The 14,219-nt window shown below is 48.9% G+C and carries 18 protein-coding genes and 1 other RNA gene; 7 read left to right on the top strand and 12 right to left on the bottom strand.

Annotated elements, in window-relative coordinates; translation table 11 throughout:
- Nucleotides 1-19: 19 nt before the first annotated feature.
- The 4 genes from F569_RS0108595 to F569_RS0108580 all read right to left on the bottom strand — a co-directional run bounded on the left by F569_RS0108595 (nt 20) and on the right by F569_RS0108580 (nt 2,851).
- A complete protein-coding gene (locus F569_RS0108595) occupies nt 20-226 on the bottom strand; it encodes a DUF2065 domain-containing protein (RefSeq protein ID WP_034388072.1) in 207 nt (68 codons plus the stop codon).
- A 12-nt stretch (nt 227-238) separates the two neighbouring features.
- Entirely contained in the window at nt 239-1,129 is an 891-nt protein-coding gene (hflC, locus tag F569_RS0108590) for a protease modulator HflC (RefSeq protein ID WP_026941865.1), read from the bottom strand.
- On the bottom strand, nt 1,129-2,250 hold the full coding sequence (gene hflK, locus F569_RS0108585; RefSeq protein WP_026941864.1) for an FtsH protease activity modulator HflK: 1,122 nt from the start codon (nt 2,248-2,250) through the stop codon (nt 1,129-1,131). Before hflK ends, hflC begins: the two co-directional genes overlap by 1 nt.
- An 85-nt stretch (nt 2,251-2,335) precedes the next feature.
- Nucleotides 2,336-2,851, bottom strand: a complete 516-nt coding sequence (locus F569_RS0108580; RefSeq protein ID WP_026941863.1) for a dihydrofolate reductase — start codon at nt 2,849-2,851, stop codon at nt 2,336-2,338.
- Nucleotides 2,852-2,856: 5 nt separating this feature from the next.
- On the opposite strand from F569_RS0108580, the gene F569_RS0108575 reads away from it, so the two are divergent.
- Together F569_RS0108575 and F569_RS0108570 are read left to right on the top strand one after the other, a co-directional pair.
- The gene (locus F569_RS0108575; RefSeq protein ID WP_233353627.1) at nt 2,857-3,438 is read left to right on the top strand and encodes a hypothetical protein; all 582 of its coding nucleotides are present in this window, start codon (nt 2,857-2,859) and stop codon (nt 3,436-3,438) included.
- 193 nt (nt 3,439-3,631) lie between these two features.
- Nucleotides 3,632-4,054: a VOC family protein gene (locus F569_RS0108570; RefSeq protein WP_026941861.1), complete on the top strand. Its 423-nt coding sequence runs from the start codon at nt 3,632-3,634 to the stop codon at nt 4,052-4,054.
- Nucleotides 4,055-4,087: 33 nt separating this feature from the next.
- Here F569_RS0108570 and F569_RS0108565 read toward each other — a convergent pair whose 3' ends face one another.
- Together F569_RS0108565 and F569_RS18950 are read right to left on the bottom strand one after the other, a co-directional pair.
- Nucleotides 4,088-4,804, bottom strand: a complete 717-nt coding sequence (locus F569_RS0108565; RefSeq protein WP_026941860.1) for an SIMPL domain-containing protein — start codon at nt 4,802-4,804, stop codon at nt 4,088-4,090.
- 64 nt (nt 4,805-4,868) lie between these two features.
- A complete protein-coding gene (locus tag F569_RS18950) occupies nt 4,869-5,291 on the bottom strand; it encodes a hypothetical protein (protein WP_051279610.1) in 423 nt (140 codons plus the stop codon).
- A gap of 143 nt (nt 5,292-5,434) precedes the next feature.
- Between F569_RS18950 and F569_RS0108555 the strand changes: the two genes are divergently transcribed.
- A complete protein-coding gene (locus F569_RS0108555) occupies nt 5,435-5,767 on the top strand; it encodes a zinc ribbon domain-containing protein YjdM (protein WP_026941859.1) in 333 nt (110 codons plus the stop codon).
- A gap of 38 nt (nt 5,768-5,805) precedes the next feature.
- Here the strand turns inward: F569_RS0108555 and F569_RS17235 are convergent, their stop codons facing one another.
- A complete protein-coding gene (locus F569_RS17235; RefSeq protein ID WP_051279608.1) occupies nt 5,806-6,243 on the bottom strand; it encodes an ankyrin repeat domain-containing protein in 438 nt (145 codons plus the stop codon).
- A 153-nt stretch (nt 6,244-6,396) separates the two neighbouring features.
- Nucleotides 6,397-7,206: a thymidylate synthase gene (locus F569_RS0108545; RefSeq protein ID WP_026941858.1), complete on the bottom strand. Its 810-nt coding sequence runs from the start codon at nt 7,204-7,206 to the stop codon at nt 6,397-6,399.
- Between the two features lie 141 nt (nt 7,207-7,347).
- Here F569_RS0108545 and F569_RS17230 point away from each other — a divergent pair, with 141 nt between their 5' ends.
- On the top strand, nt 7,348-7,671 hold the full coding sequence (locus F569_RS17230; protein ID WP_051279606.1) for a TM2 domain-containing protein: 324 nt from the start codon (nt 7,348-7,350) through the stop codon (nt 7,669-7,671).
- Here the strand turns inward: F569_RS17230 and F569_RS0108535 are convergent.
- The 3 genes from F569_RS0108535 to F569_RS0108525 all read right to left on the bottom strand — a co-directional run bounded on the left by F569_RS0108535 (nt 7,668) and on the right by F569_RS0108525 (nt 11,208).
- Nucleotides 7,668-8,795: a M14 family metallopeptidase gene (locus F569_RS0108535; RefSeq protein WP_034388070.1), complete on the bottom strand. Its 1,128-nt coding sequence runs from the start codon at nt 8,793-8,795 to the stop codon at nt 7,668-7,670. The genes F569_RS17230 and F569_RS0108535 overlap by 4 nt on opposite strands.
- 125 nt (nt 8,796-8,920) lie before the next feature.
- Nucleotides 8,921-10,066, bottom strand: a complete 1,146-nt coding sequence (locus F569_RS18945; RefSeq protein WP_051279604.1) for a hypothetical protein — start codon at nt 10,064-10,066, stop codon at nt 8,921-8,923.
- Nucleotides 10,063-11,208: a M20/M25/M40 family metallo-hydrolase gene (locus F569_RS0108525; protein WP_154813691.1), complete on the bottom strand. Its 1,146-nt coding sequence runs from the start codon at nt 11,206-11,208 to the stop codon at nt 10,063-10,065. The genes F569_RS18945 and F569_RS0108525 overlap by 4 nt, the downstream gene beginning before the upstream one ends.
- A 14-nt stretch (nt 11,209-11,222) precedes the next feature.
- Here F569_RS0108525 and ssrA point away from each other — a divergent pair.
- Both ssrA and F569_RS0108520 read left to right on the top strand, forming a co-directional pair.
- Nucleotides 11,223-11,583: a transfer-messenger RNA gene (gene ssrA / locus F569_RS19370) on the top strand.
- Between the two features lie 56 nt (nt 11,584-11,639).
- Complete coding sequence (locus tag F569_RS0108520) at nt 11,640-12,194, top strand: hypothetical protein (protein WP_026941855.1); 555 nt, start codon at nt 11,640-11,642, stop codon at nt 12,192-12,194.
- Here the strand turns inward: F569_RS0108520 and F569_RS0108515 are convergent.
- A complete protein-coding gene (locus F569_RS0108515) occupies nt 12,191-13,567 on the bottom strand; it encodes a cytochrome P450 (protein ID WP_026941854.1) in 1,377 nt (458 codons plus the stop codon). The two genes, F569_RS0108520 and F569_RS0108515, sit on opposite strands and share 4 nt — an antisense overlap.
- 107 nt (nt 13,568-13,674) lie before the next feature.
- Between F569_RS0108515 and F569_RS0108510 the strand changes: the two genes are divergently transcribed.
- Nucleotides 13,675-14,217 (top strand): SspB family protein, encoded by a 543-nt coding sequence (locus F569_RS0108510; protein ID WP_026941853.1) that lies wholly within the window; start codon nt 13,675-13,677, stop codon nt 14,215-14,217.
- Nucleotides 14,218-14,219 lie beyond the last annotated feature (2 nt).

The following is a 14,219-nucleotide window of genomic DNA, read 5'->3' as shown; positions in this document are numbered from 1 at the left end:
GCATCGGATGAAATTTCCGTCATCCGGCGAGTTTTACGGCGGCCCCAACAAGAATAACGCCTATCATCACGGATACTAAACCACCTATGTGAAGAGATTTGTCATCCAATTGCGACATAGCCTCATGATACATGCGCCGCATTTGAGAGGGGAAAATAGCCCAAAGGACGCCCTCAAATGCGAGAGTGCCCCCTATGGCAATCATTACAATTCCGCCAAAACCCATGAAATAATCTGTTTAGCGGCGTCCCGGGCCGGATTGATCGTCCAGATAACCTAAGAAGTCGCTATCGGGAGAGAGCACATATGTCGTGCCCTTTGTTAAGCCAGTTTTATAGGCCTCCATAGAGCGATAAAACGCGAAAAACTCAGGGTCCTGATTATAAGCCGCCGCATAAATGGCATTACGCTCTTGGTCGCCTTGACCACGAATAACCTCGGCCTGTTGCTGCGCTTGCGCACGAATGATCGTCGCATCCTTGTCAGCCGTTGATGTAATTTCAAGCGCTTCCTCACGGCCTTCAGAGCGTATCAAATCTGCGATTTGCTTACGTTCAGTGACCATACGGTTTAGTACTTGTTCCGTGTTGGCAGATGGCAAATCGGCGCGTTTAATACGCACGTCAATAATTTCGATACCGAAGTCTTTATCTTTTACAACATTGTTGGAGACTTGTTGAATCTCCCCCATCAACTCAGCACGTCGGCCAGCAATAATGTTTGGACGATCCACACGGCCCAAAACGTCACGCAATGTAGAATCCATGATGGATTGTAGCTGCAATTGTGCACCGCGTTCTGTTTGCAAAGCCTGATAGAATTTAATTCCGTCAACAATACGGTAACGGATAAAAGCGTCAACTATGAGGCGCTCTTGGTCAGAGGCGACAAGTTCAACAGATTTCAAATCGACCTCAAGATTACGGCGATCAAGCGTAACTGGTTTTTCATATGGCAGCTTAAACTTCAGACCGGCTTCGGGCTCACTGCCCCATGCATTTTCAACGCGCTTGGCTTGTCCGAATTCTAAAATAAGGGCTTGTTCCCATTCTTTGACTGTATGCGTACAAAGAAGAACGATAGCCGCGATGATGCCTAAGACGACAACAATTATAGGTGCACCTTTCATTAGTTCGCTCCTCTGTTTCTGTTCAGTTCATTTAAGGGCAGATAAGGCACAACGCCTGAGCCCGGCTCTGTATCCAGCATCATTTTATCCGCGTCTTTATAAACGTCTTCCATGGTTTCTAGATACATACGCTGACGCGTCACGCGCGGCGCAGCTTTATATTCGCCCAAGATAAGCGTGAAGCGCTCAGCCTCACCTTTGGCTTCGGCAACAACTTGGCCTTTATAACCTTCGGCATCTTGGATGATCTTAGCCGCAGCACCACGGGCCTGAGGCACCACGGTGTTCTGGTAAGCCGTCGCTTCGTTAATCAGCGTCTCTTTTTCCTGCGTCGCGTCAACAACGTCGCGGAAGGCATCGACAACCCGTCCATCAGGCGCGTCAGCTTTTTGGAGCTGCACTTCAACAACTTCGATACCCGCTCCATATTCATCTAGAGTGGCTTGCATCAAATCGCGCACAGCGATTGTTGTGTTCAAACGTTCAGTTGTGATGATATTCTCAAGCTCACTGCGGCCAATGATTTCGCGCATAGCACTTTCGGCGACAGCCTTAAGCGCAACAGCCGGCTCATCCACTTCGAAAATGTAGTTCTTAAGATCATTGATCCTCCAAAGGACGGTAAAATCAATATCCACAATATTTTCGTCACCCGTCAACATAAGCGACGTATTATCATTTCCGCCAATCGTTGTTTTCGTAACAACACGTGTTTTCTCTTTAATATATGTCTCGAAAGGTGACGGAAGTTTGAAATTCAGACCCGGCGCAGCCGTTCTGTTAAATTCACCAAAACGAAGGACAACAGCTTCTTCCTGTTGGTCAACTGTGTAGATTGTTGTCATCAATAAGAAGAACAAACCGATAATTGCGGCAATCCCAAAGGGCCCGAATTTTTGAAGAGGACCGTTCGGGTTTCCGCCGCCGCTTCCGCGAGGCCCTCTTGGGCCGCCTGTTCTTACCCGGTTCTTAAATCCCTGAATTACATTATCCAAATCGGGCGATCCCTCGCCTGGCTTTGGACGATTCCGATCAGGCTTACCTTGGCTTCCCCAAGGGTTCTGGCCCGGCTTCTTGCCGCCGCCACCTTTATTGCCCCAAGGACTATTATTATCCGGCATGTTCTCTCCGTAAATTTCTTATCGACTATGTGGCGGTAACGCTTCGCTTTATCAAGGTTTATACGTGATAAAATCAGCCGCGGCTTTATCGGCGCTCATATTGCCGCACTGTAAATAGAAAGTCATCTTTTTCCCCTTGCGCGTGAGCTTGTTCAGATATCAAGTCCCACTCATCTGCGCGGATGGCCGGGAAATGTGCATCTCCCTCAATCATGGCATCGACTTCTGTGATATACATGCGGTCGCAATATTTCATAAGGCTTGCATAAAGCTTTGCTCCGCCAATCAGCATGATTTCATCTGCTCCAGTCAGCCCCGCAAGTTCATAGCCACGTCCAATCATGGCATGGACATCCGTAAAGAGCTCTGCTTTGGGAGCCTCGTAGGCGCTGTTTCGTGTCAGCACTAAATTAGGACGTCCTGGCAGTGGAAACGGTAAGCTCTCCCATGTAACGCGCCCCATCATGACAGGCTTGCCCAGTGTTGTGGCTTTGAAGAATTTCAAATCCGAGGATAGCCGCCATGGTAAATCGCCATCCACGCCGATGACACCATTTCGGGATTTGGCCACAATCAATGAGAGCTTTGGATTCGTAGACATGTTAAATGGGTTACACGCCTGAAAACATTCCGTATAGGAAAACCATGTCAACATATGCCAAAAAAGAACCATCCAAGACCTCCCTGCGATATTTCAAATATACGCTGATCTATATTCTGCTCATCCCCTTCATCAATTGGAGCTTTACGTGGGCGCCAATGGTGGAACTGCCGGGTTTGGTAGCTTGGGCTTTTAATCCTGTGACGATCGTGACGGGACTCGTCTTAGTTGTCAGGGACTTTGCTCAGCGCGAAATTGGCCATGAGGTTTTGATAGCCATGGCGATTGCGCTCTTTTTGACCTATGTCACCAGCGGCGGCGCTTTGGCCTTAGCCAGCGGTGCCGCGTTTCTGATCTCAGAACTCGTCGATTGGGCAATGTTCACCTTCACAAAATATAAGCTCTCCACACGGGTCCTGCTGTCCTCCGCCATCGCAGCCCCGATTGACACAACCGCCTTTCTTTACGGCGCCAGCTTTATCCGCGACGCCCAATTCACTGTGCCAAATGTTGTGATGTCCGTCGGCGGCAAGATGTTCGGCGCGGTCATTATCTGGTGGCTGATAAGGCAAAGGATGGAGCGGTGAGTGATTTTTAGGTATTGCCGCCATAAAAGCACAGCACATAACCAAGATGTAAAGCAGGATATCCACCCAGAAAGACATAATGAGGCAATTTATACCAGACAAGATAGCTTAAGCCCTAAATTAGCATATAAAAACCCCGCAACTCAGAATATTTATCTCCTGAGCTTTCCAATAAAACTATATGAGTATCGCCATGTCCGCTATCCTACATCTTGCCATTCCTGCCGGAGATCTTTCCAAAACGGTTAAATTTTACACCGATGTTCTGGGTTGCACCTTGGGTAACAGCGAAGAGGGACGTTGGGTTGATGTGAATTTTTGGGGTAATGAGCTGACTCTGCACCAAAGCGAAGAGCGTCTTCCGACGGTTCGGCATGATGTCGATATGGGCGCCGTGCTTGTCCCGCATTTTGGCATACATTTAACGCAGGAAGACTTTGACGGCGTGAAAGCACGCATCGCAGCGGCAGAGCTTGACTATATTGATGAGCCTTATCGTCGTTTTAAAGGTGATAAATACGAACAAGAGACCTTCTTCATCGCCGACCCGAACAGCAACGTCTTGGAAATCAAGTCAATGGTAAACCCGCACCTTCTATTCGAAGACGCAGGCTAAGCCGCCAAGATTGAAGGCGGTTTCAATACGGGCTTAACGCAAGTAAAAATCCACAGTCGTTACAACGCGCACTTTTTTAAACGGCGTATCAGATACACCATATCCGCCTGAGTCACCATCTCTGGATTGAATAGAAAAATAACCTTGGGTCGCGGATTTAATACCGCCTACATCCGCGCCTGAGTCTTGCGCAAATTGCTGCGCGGCGCGGCGGGCATCTTGAGTCGCCTCAGCCACCATTTCCGGCTTAATCTCATCAAGCTTAGTGAAAGTAAAACTCATACCCGAGCCGTCTTCGAGAACAACGCCGCGGCGAATAAGGTCAAATTGTTGCGAGACGGCTTTTTGAGCCCGTTCGATATTATCAGTTCGCAGCGTAATCCGCTGACGTATGTTAAAGACGGGCTTTCCATAATTATTGTTATATTGATTGACGCCAACGCCCGTCGGACGAAGCGCATCAGTGGTAAATCCAAGCTCTTTGAAAAAGGCATTTATTGCTTTGGTGTCGCCGTCAATATCATCTTGCACGGCTTTGAGACTTTCGCCTTGCGCAGAATAAGCCAATGTCCAAGTCGCCAAATCCGCCATCACCTCGCGTTCAGCCAAACCTCTGACTGTTACGCTGCGATCCGCTAGCCTTGCTTTAAGAACAAGTGTGCTGATCAAAAAACTGCCAATGATGAAACCGACGGCTAATAGCGCCGAGCTGACAATCCAAACGCTGCCTTTGGGGGATGGTGTATTCATTTTATGCCCTTTCAATAATCACAATTTGCAGGATGAATGAGGCGTTTATACGACACACATTAGGCTAATATGCGCAAACTTCAAAATCGGCACCTATCCAGCAGGCTTTATCATCCTCTGAGCGCGTTGCCTCGCCCCATCGTGAATTATTCCCAGCTGTTGTAAGCCCGTAAACCTGCGCCTTGCCGGGCTCTGTGACAGCAACCGTCACGATGGTTACTTCCGCGTAGAGAGGCGATTCATTCCGGCGGGATATTGAAAACGCTCCGCCTTTTTCAGGAAGAAAAACACAAGGCCCTTCATATCTGTCAGGGCCAATCACGCATTTCGCCATTTTCTCTCCGGCTCTGAGAGGGCGCAGCTCATTAGTAGCTGTCGCCGCTGATGTTTGGGCGTCATCTGTAATAGCAATTGGCATATCTGAGTCTGACAATTCAGCCGCGCAAGCTGAAAGCGCTAAGGCGGCGGTTAAAAAAATATTTTTCATGTGTCACTCTCTAGTCGGGCTCCCATAATCATGTAAGCCTTAGCCAGCTGTTGCAAATGATTTTCGTCATCTGTGTTATAGATTTCATCTGAGAAGAATATTAAGCGCTATCCATAAAGTGACACATAAATTAAGGCTCTGATATGAGTGAAATCCCGCCCTGCCCTCAATGCGCCAGTGAATACACATATGAAGATGGCGCCCTGCTCGTCTGTCCCGAATGCGCCCATGAATGGAGCAATAATCCAGAGTTTACCAATGAGCGCGTCTATAAAGACGCCAATGGAAATTTACTGGAAGAAGGCGATTGGGTCACGATTATCAAAGACCTGAAAGTCAAGGGGACGAGTAAAGTGGCGAAGGTCGGGACGAAGGTGAGGATACAAAGGTTGATAGATGAAGATCACGATATCGATTGTAAGATTGATGGGATTGGTGCGATGAAGCTGAAGACGCAGTTTGTTAAGAAAGCTTAAATACAGCTAATCCACGTTAAAACGGACCTCACAGAACACTACTTATAACGATATTTCCTGTCTTTAGAGGGGGGATGCATTCCAACTATGAGTTCTTTGATTTTCTCTCCATTTGAGTCTTTGCGTCCTAGTGCATAATCAAGAGCATCTTTCCCCATCCATGCTGTTATGTAAGGGTCAGCACCTGCTTTAAGAAGTAGCTTGCTGACCGCATAATGACCTTCATAGGCGGCTATAGTAATGGGGGTATCGCCAGCATTATCGCGCAAATGAGCGTTCACGTTCGCACCTTTTTCAAGAAGAAAATGGACTAATTGTCTATGGGCACCTTGGACCGCATAATGCAATGCAGATTTACTTAACTCATCAAAAAAATGAATATTAGCCCCTGCATCAAGCAACTCTTCAACCTTCTTGTGGTCACCTGAACCTGCCGCGAAAAGCAAATCTTCGTTTAGCTCCAATTGTTCATCCATTCAAATGGCTCCTCGGTTTTCTATGAAACACCATAAGACTAAATAGAAAACAATTATTCAATATCTGGATTTGTTAAAGTCGCTTGTTCGGCATAGTGGGCATCGCCGCGAACCTCGCTTCGCGAGGCAAACCGCACAGCGGTCACGTCGATGTTAAACCGCAACCTTCCCAGCAATATGCGGGTGAGCCTTATATCCAAATATCTTCACATCCGAATACGTAAAGTCATAAATACTCTTCACATCCTTATTCAGCTTCAATCGCGGCAGCGGCTTGGGCTCGCGGCTTAGCTGTAACTTCACCTGTTCAAAGTGATTGAAGTAGATATGTGCGTCGCCAAAGGTATGTACGAAATCGCCAACCTCTAAGCCGCAGACCTGCGCCATCATATGGGTGAGCAGCGCATAGCTGGCGATATTAAACGGCACGCCTAGGAAGATATCGGCGCTGCGTTGATAGAGCTGACAAGACAGCTTCGGCTTTCCATTATTTTGGGGCGCAACAAAAAACTGAAACAGGCAATGACAAGGCGGCAGAGCCATATCGTCAACATCGGCGGGGTTCCACGCACTGACTATGTGGCGGCGGGAATGAGGATTATTTTTTATCGCCTCAATCACTTTATCAACTTGGTCTATGACAGCACCATTGGGCCCCTCCCAGCGTCGCCATTGCTTGCCGTAAACGGGGCCGAGGTCGCCATTTCCATCCGCCCATTCATCCCAAATACGCACGCCATTTTCTTTGAGATACTTAATATTCGTATCCCCCGCGAGGAACCAAATCAGCTCATGGACAATTGATTTCTTATGCAACTTTTTCGTCGTGACCATTGGAAAGCCATCCGCCAAATCGAAACGCATCTGATAGCCAAAGACCCCGCGCGTGCCGGTGCCTGTTCTATCCATACGGTCCGTGCCGTTATCCATAACATGCGAGAGAAGGTCGAGATATTGCTGCATATACTGACATAAACGCAAAGACTGATTCGCCGCAATGGCACGCGCCGCATAATCCACAATTTGAAAATCAGCGGCGAGAGCCTTGAAAGTCTACCAACTCCTCCTTACATCCTTATTGTTAATCGATAAGGGAGAGAACCGGTGGACAGACACACATATGATCGTAACCTCATGGAAATGGCCGCTTCGCTAGATGATCGCGACCGCCGCAAATTCATTGATATCGTCCAACGCGAGACCCAAAATCCCGTTGAGCTTTTCGGCTGGAATGCATGGCTCGGTTGGCTTGGCATAGACAGGTTTGTCGTCGGAGACATTGGCCTTGGTATATTGAAGCTAGTAACACTTGGCGGGTTTGGAATCTGGCAAATTATTGACTGCTTTCTAATCGGCAATCGTACCCGCACAAAAAATTGGGATAAAGTCCTCGATATTTATGACTTTGTGAAAGAGGCTTCAGTCTAAAGCTCTTCAACTACCGCCATCATCGCATCCAATACCGCCGCGCCTAAATCCGCGCTACGATCTGGGCTCCAGCCAAATTCCGCGTTTGGGGAATTGGCGTTATCCTTGAACGGCATTTCAAGTGTCATGGCGAGGCAGTCATAGGCATGGGCGGTATAATTGGTGCACATGGTCAGGTTGGCTTTGCCAGGCGCTGTAACGGGATAACCGTGTTTTGTCTGAAATTCCGGTGACCCTGTTTCATAAGCAGACAGAAACGCCGCCAAATTATCCGCTTGTTTTTGGGTATAGCCCGGAATGCCTTCGGCCCCTGCGATAAAATTATAGGGCAAGCTTTCATCGCCATGCACATCAAGACATAGATCCGGCTTAGCCTCATCCATGGCCTTAATCGTATGATAAACCTCTGGCGCGGATTGAATGGTCGCAACACCCCATTCGCGGTTTAGGTTCGCGCCGGTTTCATTGGTGCGAAGATTTCCGTTACGCCCGCCATCGGGGCACATATTCGGGACTATGTGAAATGTCGCCTTTTCCCGCAGCGCCATCGCGACATCATCTTCAGTGTCGAGAATACGGGAGAGAAACCCCTCCATCCACCACTCTGCCATCGTCTCGCCGGGGTGCTGCCGGGCAATAATCCAGATTGTTTTCTCGCCTGTTCCAACGGACAAGCAATCTAAATCCTGCCCTTGAACCGTTTGGCCCAAAACCCGCAAAGAGACGCCCTCTTGCAGCGCAGCTTCGGCCACGACATCGGCATGACGATCCATGGGATATGGCGCGAAATAGGCATAATAAACGCTGTCTATCTCAGGCGTGTGCTCAATGATCAACTGCCCATTAACATAGCTCGTGGTCTCAACACGAAACCAAGTTTCACGGTCATAGCTGGCGCAGGCGCGGTAATTTTCCCACCCACCCGTAAAGGCGGCATCTTTGGCATTCTCTAGCACCATTTTGAGAGGCTGCCCCTTTGCGCCAGTTACGCGATAATAAAACCATTGAAAAAAATCAGAATTATTATCCGGCCTGATGGCAAGACGAATATTTGACGGGTCTTTGGCATCATGGACAATGATATTGCCGCCGTCAAAAGCGCTGGTGATGTGAAGCAGGGTCATGTCGTGAGTCTTTTTGTGTAGTTTTTATATATACGATTCAGTCCCACATTGGGGATGGCTTATGCCGCCTTATTTCCCGCGTCAATCCTTCAATGGCCCTCCGGAACAATCAGAGTCTATTTCGGTTAAGTTGACGGCTCAAAATCATCCGATGCTGAGGCCGCGGCAATAATTGCGCCCGGCACTTCAGGCGCTTCTAAGCCTTTCCAAAAGACCCGCCACTCCCCACTAATCTGCATCCCCTCGCAAACGCTCATATACCAATCGTTAAAAGGATTTGTCATGCGCGAGCGCCAGAAGAAGGCCGGTATTTCCCCGCACATACGATCCCAAATATCCCGCGCAATACCTTCTCCGCGCGCTTCGCGGCTCACCCAAAACTTTGAAAGATAAGGGAAACCCGCAAGCTGCGTTACTATCGCGCCGCCGCGATAATCCTCTTCAATAAAGGCACGGTGGATTTTACTGCGCAAAAAAAGTGGTTTTATAGGTTTACCAAAGGCTTCTTCGATTGAACTTTTTAAAGATGGCTTATCTGTTCGCGCCAAGGTGGGCGTCACCATAATCGGCGCCGCGCGCCGAAGCATGGTCCCCGATCCTTTGGTCGTGAAAAGCTCTGTTAAAAGATTAAGCGGGGACGCAATGACATATACGGCGTGATTAGCCTTTTCCTGTGCCAGTTCCTGCGCCAATGCAATAAATCTGGATTGCCCGACAGTTAATTCATCAAGTTGCAGACTGTCCTGTACGCGGTCAATGTCTATGAATGAAAGCCGTTTGTCGCCTTTCACGAGCCCCCCTGAAGGTTGCAGAAATATTACTTTATTAGGCTTCAACTCACTGACGAGGCGCGTCAAATTCATCTTGCCTCGCCGTTCGGTCATTTCCAGAATGGGTATCATGCCTTTGCGAGACTTCTGGCGTACTTCGGGTATAAGTTGATAACTCGCCGTATTTAACTTCGCTGTCTTGACGGATACCATTTCCAAGTCTTTCGCGAGTCTCTGACTTTGAAACCTTATTGAGGTGCGGTCATCATCCAATGCCCCGATTAGCAACACGGGCGACAAACCTAGATCAGATAAAATTTTAAGATTTGAGATCAACGCTTCAAGCAACGGATTTTTTAGGCTGCGTGGGTCGAGAACAATCAGGGCAAAGCGCTCAGCATCTTGTGAGGCAAAGAGCTCTGCATAAAATTTAGCCTCTTTGGTCGCCCCAATTGAGGACAAGCTGCGAAGAACAGTTTCCCGTATTGTCTTCTGGCTCATGACATTGTGCCCGCAACCGCGCGGCCATAAGCCTCTGCCGCGGTCATAAGATGTGCCTCGGTCACATATTCATTGGGCTTATGGGCTTGCTCCACATCACCAGGGCCGTAAACAACAACATTCAATCCCGCCTCAGATAGCATGGCCGCCTCTGTCCAATAGGGCAGATCCACGATGGGCGTATCTTCAAAAACAGGCGCAAAGGCATTGGGGTCTTGGGAGTCAAAAGGTTCAAATGCCACAATCGTATCAAGAACAGCCTCGGGCGTTATGTCCCGCGCTATGGCGACCAAATCTTCGCGGCGTTTGCCGACATTATCTCCCGGGGGCGGCCTCATAGACGCCCAAAGTTTGGATCGCGTAGGGATAACATTATAGGCGCCATCATTTTCAATATTTCCGATATTCAAGCACAAGCCTTTATAGGGGTCTTTCCCGAACCCCAGATGAATATCATTATAATCTCCCCAAGCCGCCGCTAACCTTGCCGCTTGCAACAAAGGACGCTCAGTGACATCCGAGAGCGAACTATGACCGCCCCGCCCTGTAAATAGGGCATTGAGTGCCAGCATGCCGCGGTGCCGCCGCCCGACTTCGCAACATGTCGGCTCGCACACAATCGCCGTCTTAGCGCCTGCATAATGGCCGCGCTCTATGACAGCTGGCATGACTTCACTCCCATGTTCTTCATCACCAGAGAAAAGAATGGCCACATCTTTGGGTTTTGCCATTTCCATCGCGCCCAATATGCAGGCAGCAGCACCTTTAATATCGCTCGTACCAAGGCCAATTACGCGGTCTTTTTCTCGGCGGAGTTTGAGGGGGTCAGATACCCACCCCTCACCGCTTGGCACTGTATCAATATGCACATTCAGCAGGACTTTGGGCTCTCCCCACCGCGCCATAACGTATCCGCTATCGCTCTTCCCGCGTGATCGCCCGACCCTATCGACGATGATCTCATCAGGGTTATGCAACGACAAAGCGCCGCGCAAATATTCCACACATGCCATTTCATCACCCGTGCCATTTCGCGTGTCAAAGGCGACAAGTTTCTCTAGGTGGCCAAGAATATGATCTAATGTGTTTTGAATGGGTCTCTCCTGCAAAGCTTCGATAGAAGCGCATTGTGGCGGTATCAAGAAAAAGCAGAGTTTTTATTGAAAAATTTGCAGTGTTATCCTACATATCGGGGGCTGGCTTGCTGGCTATGATGATAAACGCGCTTGTAATAAGCGGACTGGACCCGGGGGCGGTACCCGGCGGCTCCACCATAAATACAGATCACGGTCTGTGTTTTTGATGGGGCCGAAATAGGATCGACAGACGTCTAAAGAAGTTAGCTTTCATCCGATTTGGTATCGTTAAATGCCTAATTTTAGTAATTGCAAATGACAATTCTAATGAAGGTTTTGCTCTCGCCGCGTAAGCAGCGCGACAAAATCGCACTTTAACTCCTAGCGTGTCATAACCCTAGGCGGGCTTCGGAGAGTAGCTGGCAACAGAAACTCTCCACTATTATTTTGCGGGTTGCCGCCCGCCAACCCAACCCGCGCTTTAGCTCTTCTAAATTATGCAAGCTGACACATTTATAAAACTCGTCAAAGAGCAATTTCCAATCCAACACCCTGACGCGTCACGTTTGTTTGAAGGCATCAGAAGCGAAAGTGGATGTGAAAAGCTTGAATTCCTTGTTCACGTTAAATGGCCTGACTTAACTCTTGATATGCTTGAAGAAGTAGCAGGAGAATTTTGGCAAATGTCTAGTGTTTGGAATAGATACTTCTTACCCGGCTTTATGTGTTTAACAGCAAAGCATGATATCGAAATTGAAACTCACACGCTGAAAACTGGAGCATTTATCGAAGTCGCGCAGACACAAGAAGCGCTCATGACCTGCATATCTAGTTACTTTCATAGTATGATGTGGTTTATGACAGTGAGGTGGGATATTGCTACAAATCTGTTCTATGGCCTAACATCTTCTCAAATGGACCTTATAGAAACTTGGCTTTACAATATCGATTTCGACACTTTAAACGAGGCCGGAGAGTTATTTGGTGGTTTTGATTATTCAAAGGAAGCCATAGAAATCTTTGTGAAGAAAGCTCGAACATATAGTGTTTAGCTAACCCTAACCATCCGCGCAGGCACCCCGCCCTCGGGCCTCAGTGTCACCGTCATCAGCGGTCTCGGATAGCAATCAGCCGGTATCTCAATATCATAATCGCGCACTAACGTGCCCAGCGCCATCACTGCTTCCATCACCGCGAAAGCCATGCCGACGCAGATACGCGGGCCAGCGCCGAAGGGCATATAGGGCGCGCCCTTGGCCTTTAACTCCGGCTGACGGATGAAGCGGTCGGGGTCAAAAGCGTTGGGGTTCTCCCAAAGCCTTTCCGTGCGGTGCATGACGTAATTAGCAAGTAAAAAGGTATCGCCGATCTCAATCTTTCGGCCATGAATTTCGGTCTCTTCATGGCATTCACGGTTAAGCATGGGTGCAGGTGGGTACAGGCGCATGGTTTCATCAATGACGGCACGGGTGAAGGTCAGCTTATCAATATCATCATAGGCAATATCACCTTGCCCGCAGACCTCGATAACTTCTGCGCGAATACGTTCTGCTGTCGGCGCGTGCATCCCCACCAAGTAAAGCGCCCATGTCAGGGTCAGCGCCGTCGTCTCATGCCCGGCAATGAAAAAGCCAATGAGATTATCACGACGTTCACGGCGAGAGAGTTCCTGCCCTGTCTTGGGGTCAATCGCGGAAATCAACAGACCGACGAGATCATCGCCTGGATTATTAACATCGCGGCTATCGAGTAAATCATCAGCGGCGCTTTTTAATTTCTTAAGGGCGCGAGAGCCCTTAGGCGAAATCGGACGCGGCACCCAACGCGGCCACGGAACCAAATCATCAGGCCGCAAAGTCCCCGCGGAGGTCACAGCATTACGCGTCGCATATTTCAGCCGCTCCCCATCCAGACCTTTCGGATCGCCAAGCAAAGCTTTTGCCAAAACATCAAAAGTCAACTCCGCCATACCTGCGTTTAAGTCTAGCTTAGGCTCTTTATCTAATTTTGCTTTAAACCCGTTCAGCACCTCCGTTATCATAGGCGCAAGATCAGCCATATGCCGCTTGGCGAACATCGGCGCCACGGCCCGCCTTTGCCGTTTCCATTGATCGCCATGCACCGAGAGCAAGCCTTCCTTGGTTGCAGGGCCGAGGATACGCGCATCAATCGCGGTTTTCGTAAATTTCTTTGCCTCTAATGCGAGGACCTGCATCATGCCTTCGGGGTCTGTAATCACGTGCAGTTTCTTACCGAAATTGGGCACACTGACGATAGGCTGATTATAAGCCATGGGCCCGAATCCTTCGATGGGATTGCGCAAAAATTTCCAGGTCGAATAGATAAAGCCCTCATCGCCATTTAAAGGCTGCGCGTGTGGCGGGTAGAAAAACCCCTCGTCTCGTCTTTCAAGCGTATCTGTCATATGGACTCTACGATAGCGAGCGCAGCAAAGATGGAAAGCACAGAGTTATGCGACCATTTCGTTAAAACGGCAGTTGACGCCGTGAAACAGTGATTTAGGGTAAGGGCATGAGCCAAGACTTGATGAATTACGAGCAAATGACACAACTTGCCCTGCGCGGTGTTGTGCGAGACGCGATCCGCCGCGTTATCCGTGAAGACGGCCTGCCCGGAGCGCATCATTTTTACATTACCTTTCTAACCCGCTATCCTGGCGCGGAAATTGATGAAGGGCTGGCCAAAAAATACCCCGAAGAAATTACAATTGTGCTTGAGCATCAATTCTGGGACCTACAAGCCCATGCTGATGAGTTTGAGGTGACGCTGAAATTTGGCGGCATCCCAAAATATCTCAAAGTGCCTTATCATGCGATTACGCGTTTCCATGACCCAAGCGTTGGCTTTGCTCTGCAATTTGATCCGCCCAAAGAAATGGAAACATCAGCCCCAGACGTTACGCAAATCAAACCCGCCAAAACGCCTAAGCCGAAAACGGCAAAAGCAAAAAAGGGCAGCGACGCTAAAGCCGATAAGCCAAAAGCAGAAGAAGCCGAAACAACAAAAGAGCCGGCGAATAAAGTCGTAAGCTTGGATGCTTTTCGTAAGAAATAGAC

It is taken from the genome of Hellea balneolensis DSM 19091 (assembly GCF_000428525.1).
Taxonomy (GTDB): Bacteria; Pseudomonadota; Alphaproteobacteria; order Caulobacterales; family Maricaulaceae; genus Hellea; species Hellea balneolensis.
Note: the sequence above shows the minus strand (reverse complement) of the source record. Positions and strands in the feature narration are given on the sequence as shown.

What these genes read in the sequence shown, in the direction of transcription:
- F569_RS0108595 (WP_034388072.1), bottom strand. Translation starts at nt 226, where the DNA reads ATGGGTTTTGGCGGAATTGTAATGATTGCCATAGGGGGCACTCTCGCA.
- hflC (WP_026941865.1), bottom strand. Translation starts at nt 1,129, where the DNA reads ATGAAAGGTGCACCTATAATTGTTGTCGTCTTAGGCATCATCGCGGCT.
- hflK (WP_026941864.1), bottom strand. Translation starts at nt 2,250, where the DNA reads ATGCCGGATAATAATAGTCCTTGGGGCAATAAAGGTGGCGGCGGCAAG.
- F569_RS0108580 (WP_026941863.1), bottom strand. Translation starts at nt 2,851, where the DNA reads ATGTCTACGAATCCAAAGCTCTCATTGATTGTGGCCAAATCCCGAAAT.
- F569_RS0108575 (WP_233353627.1), top strand. Translation starts at nt 2,857, where the DNA reads ATGGGTTACACGCCTGAAAACATTCCGTATAGGAAAACCATGTCAACA.
- F569_RS0108570 (WP_026941861.1), top strand. Translation starts at nt 3,632, where the DNA reads ATGTCCGCTATCCTACATCTTGCCATTCCTGCCGGAGATCTTTCCAAA.
- F569_RS0108565 (WP_026941860.1), bottom strand. Translation starts at nt 4,804, where the DNA reads ATGAATACACCATCCCCCAAAGGCAGCGTTTGGATTGTCAGCTCGGCG.
- F569_RS18950 (WP_051279610.1), bottom strand. Translation starts at nt 5,291, where the DNA reads ATGAAAAATATTTTTTTAACCGCCGCCTTAGCGCTTTCAGCTTGCGCG.
- F569_RS0108555 (WP_026941859.1), top strand. Translation starts at nt 5,435, where the DNA reads ATGAGTGAAATCCCGCCCTGCCCTCAATGCGCCAGTGAATACACATAT.
- F569_RS17235 (WP_051279608.1), bottom strand. Translation starts at nt 6,243, where the DNA reads ATGGATGAACAATTGGAGCTAAACGAAGATTTGCTTTTCGCGGCAGGT.
- F569_RS0108545 (WP_026941858.1), bottom strand. Translation starts at nt 7,206, where the DNA reads ATGCAGCAATATCTCGACCTTCTCTCGCATGTTATGGATAACGGCACG.
- F569_RS0108535 (WP_034388070.1), bottom strand. Translation starts at nt 8,795, where the DNA reads ATGACCCTGCTTCACATCACCAGCGCTTTTGACGGCGGCAATATCATT.
- F569_RS18945 (WP_051279604.1), bottom strand. Translation starts at nt 10,066, where the DNA reads ATGAGCCAGAAGACAATACGGGAAACTGTTCTTCGCAGCTTGTCCTCA.
- F569_RS0108520 (WP_026941855.1), top strand. Translation starts at nt 11,640, where the DNA reads ATGCAAGCTGACACATTTATAAAACTCGTCAAAGAGCAATTTCCAATC.
- F569_RS0108515 (WP_026941854.1), bottom strand. Translation starts at nt 13,567, where the DNA reads ATGACAGATACGCTTGAAAGACGAGACGAGGGGTTTTTCTACCCGCCA.
- F569_RS0108510 (WP_026941853.1), top strand. Translation starts at nt 13,675, where the DNA reads ATGAGCCAAGACTTGATGAATTACGAGCAAATGACACAACTTGCCCTG.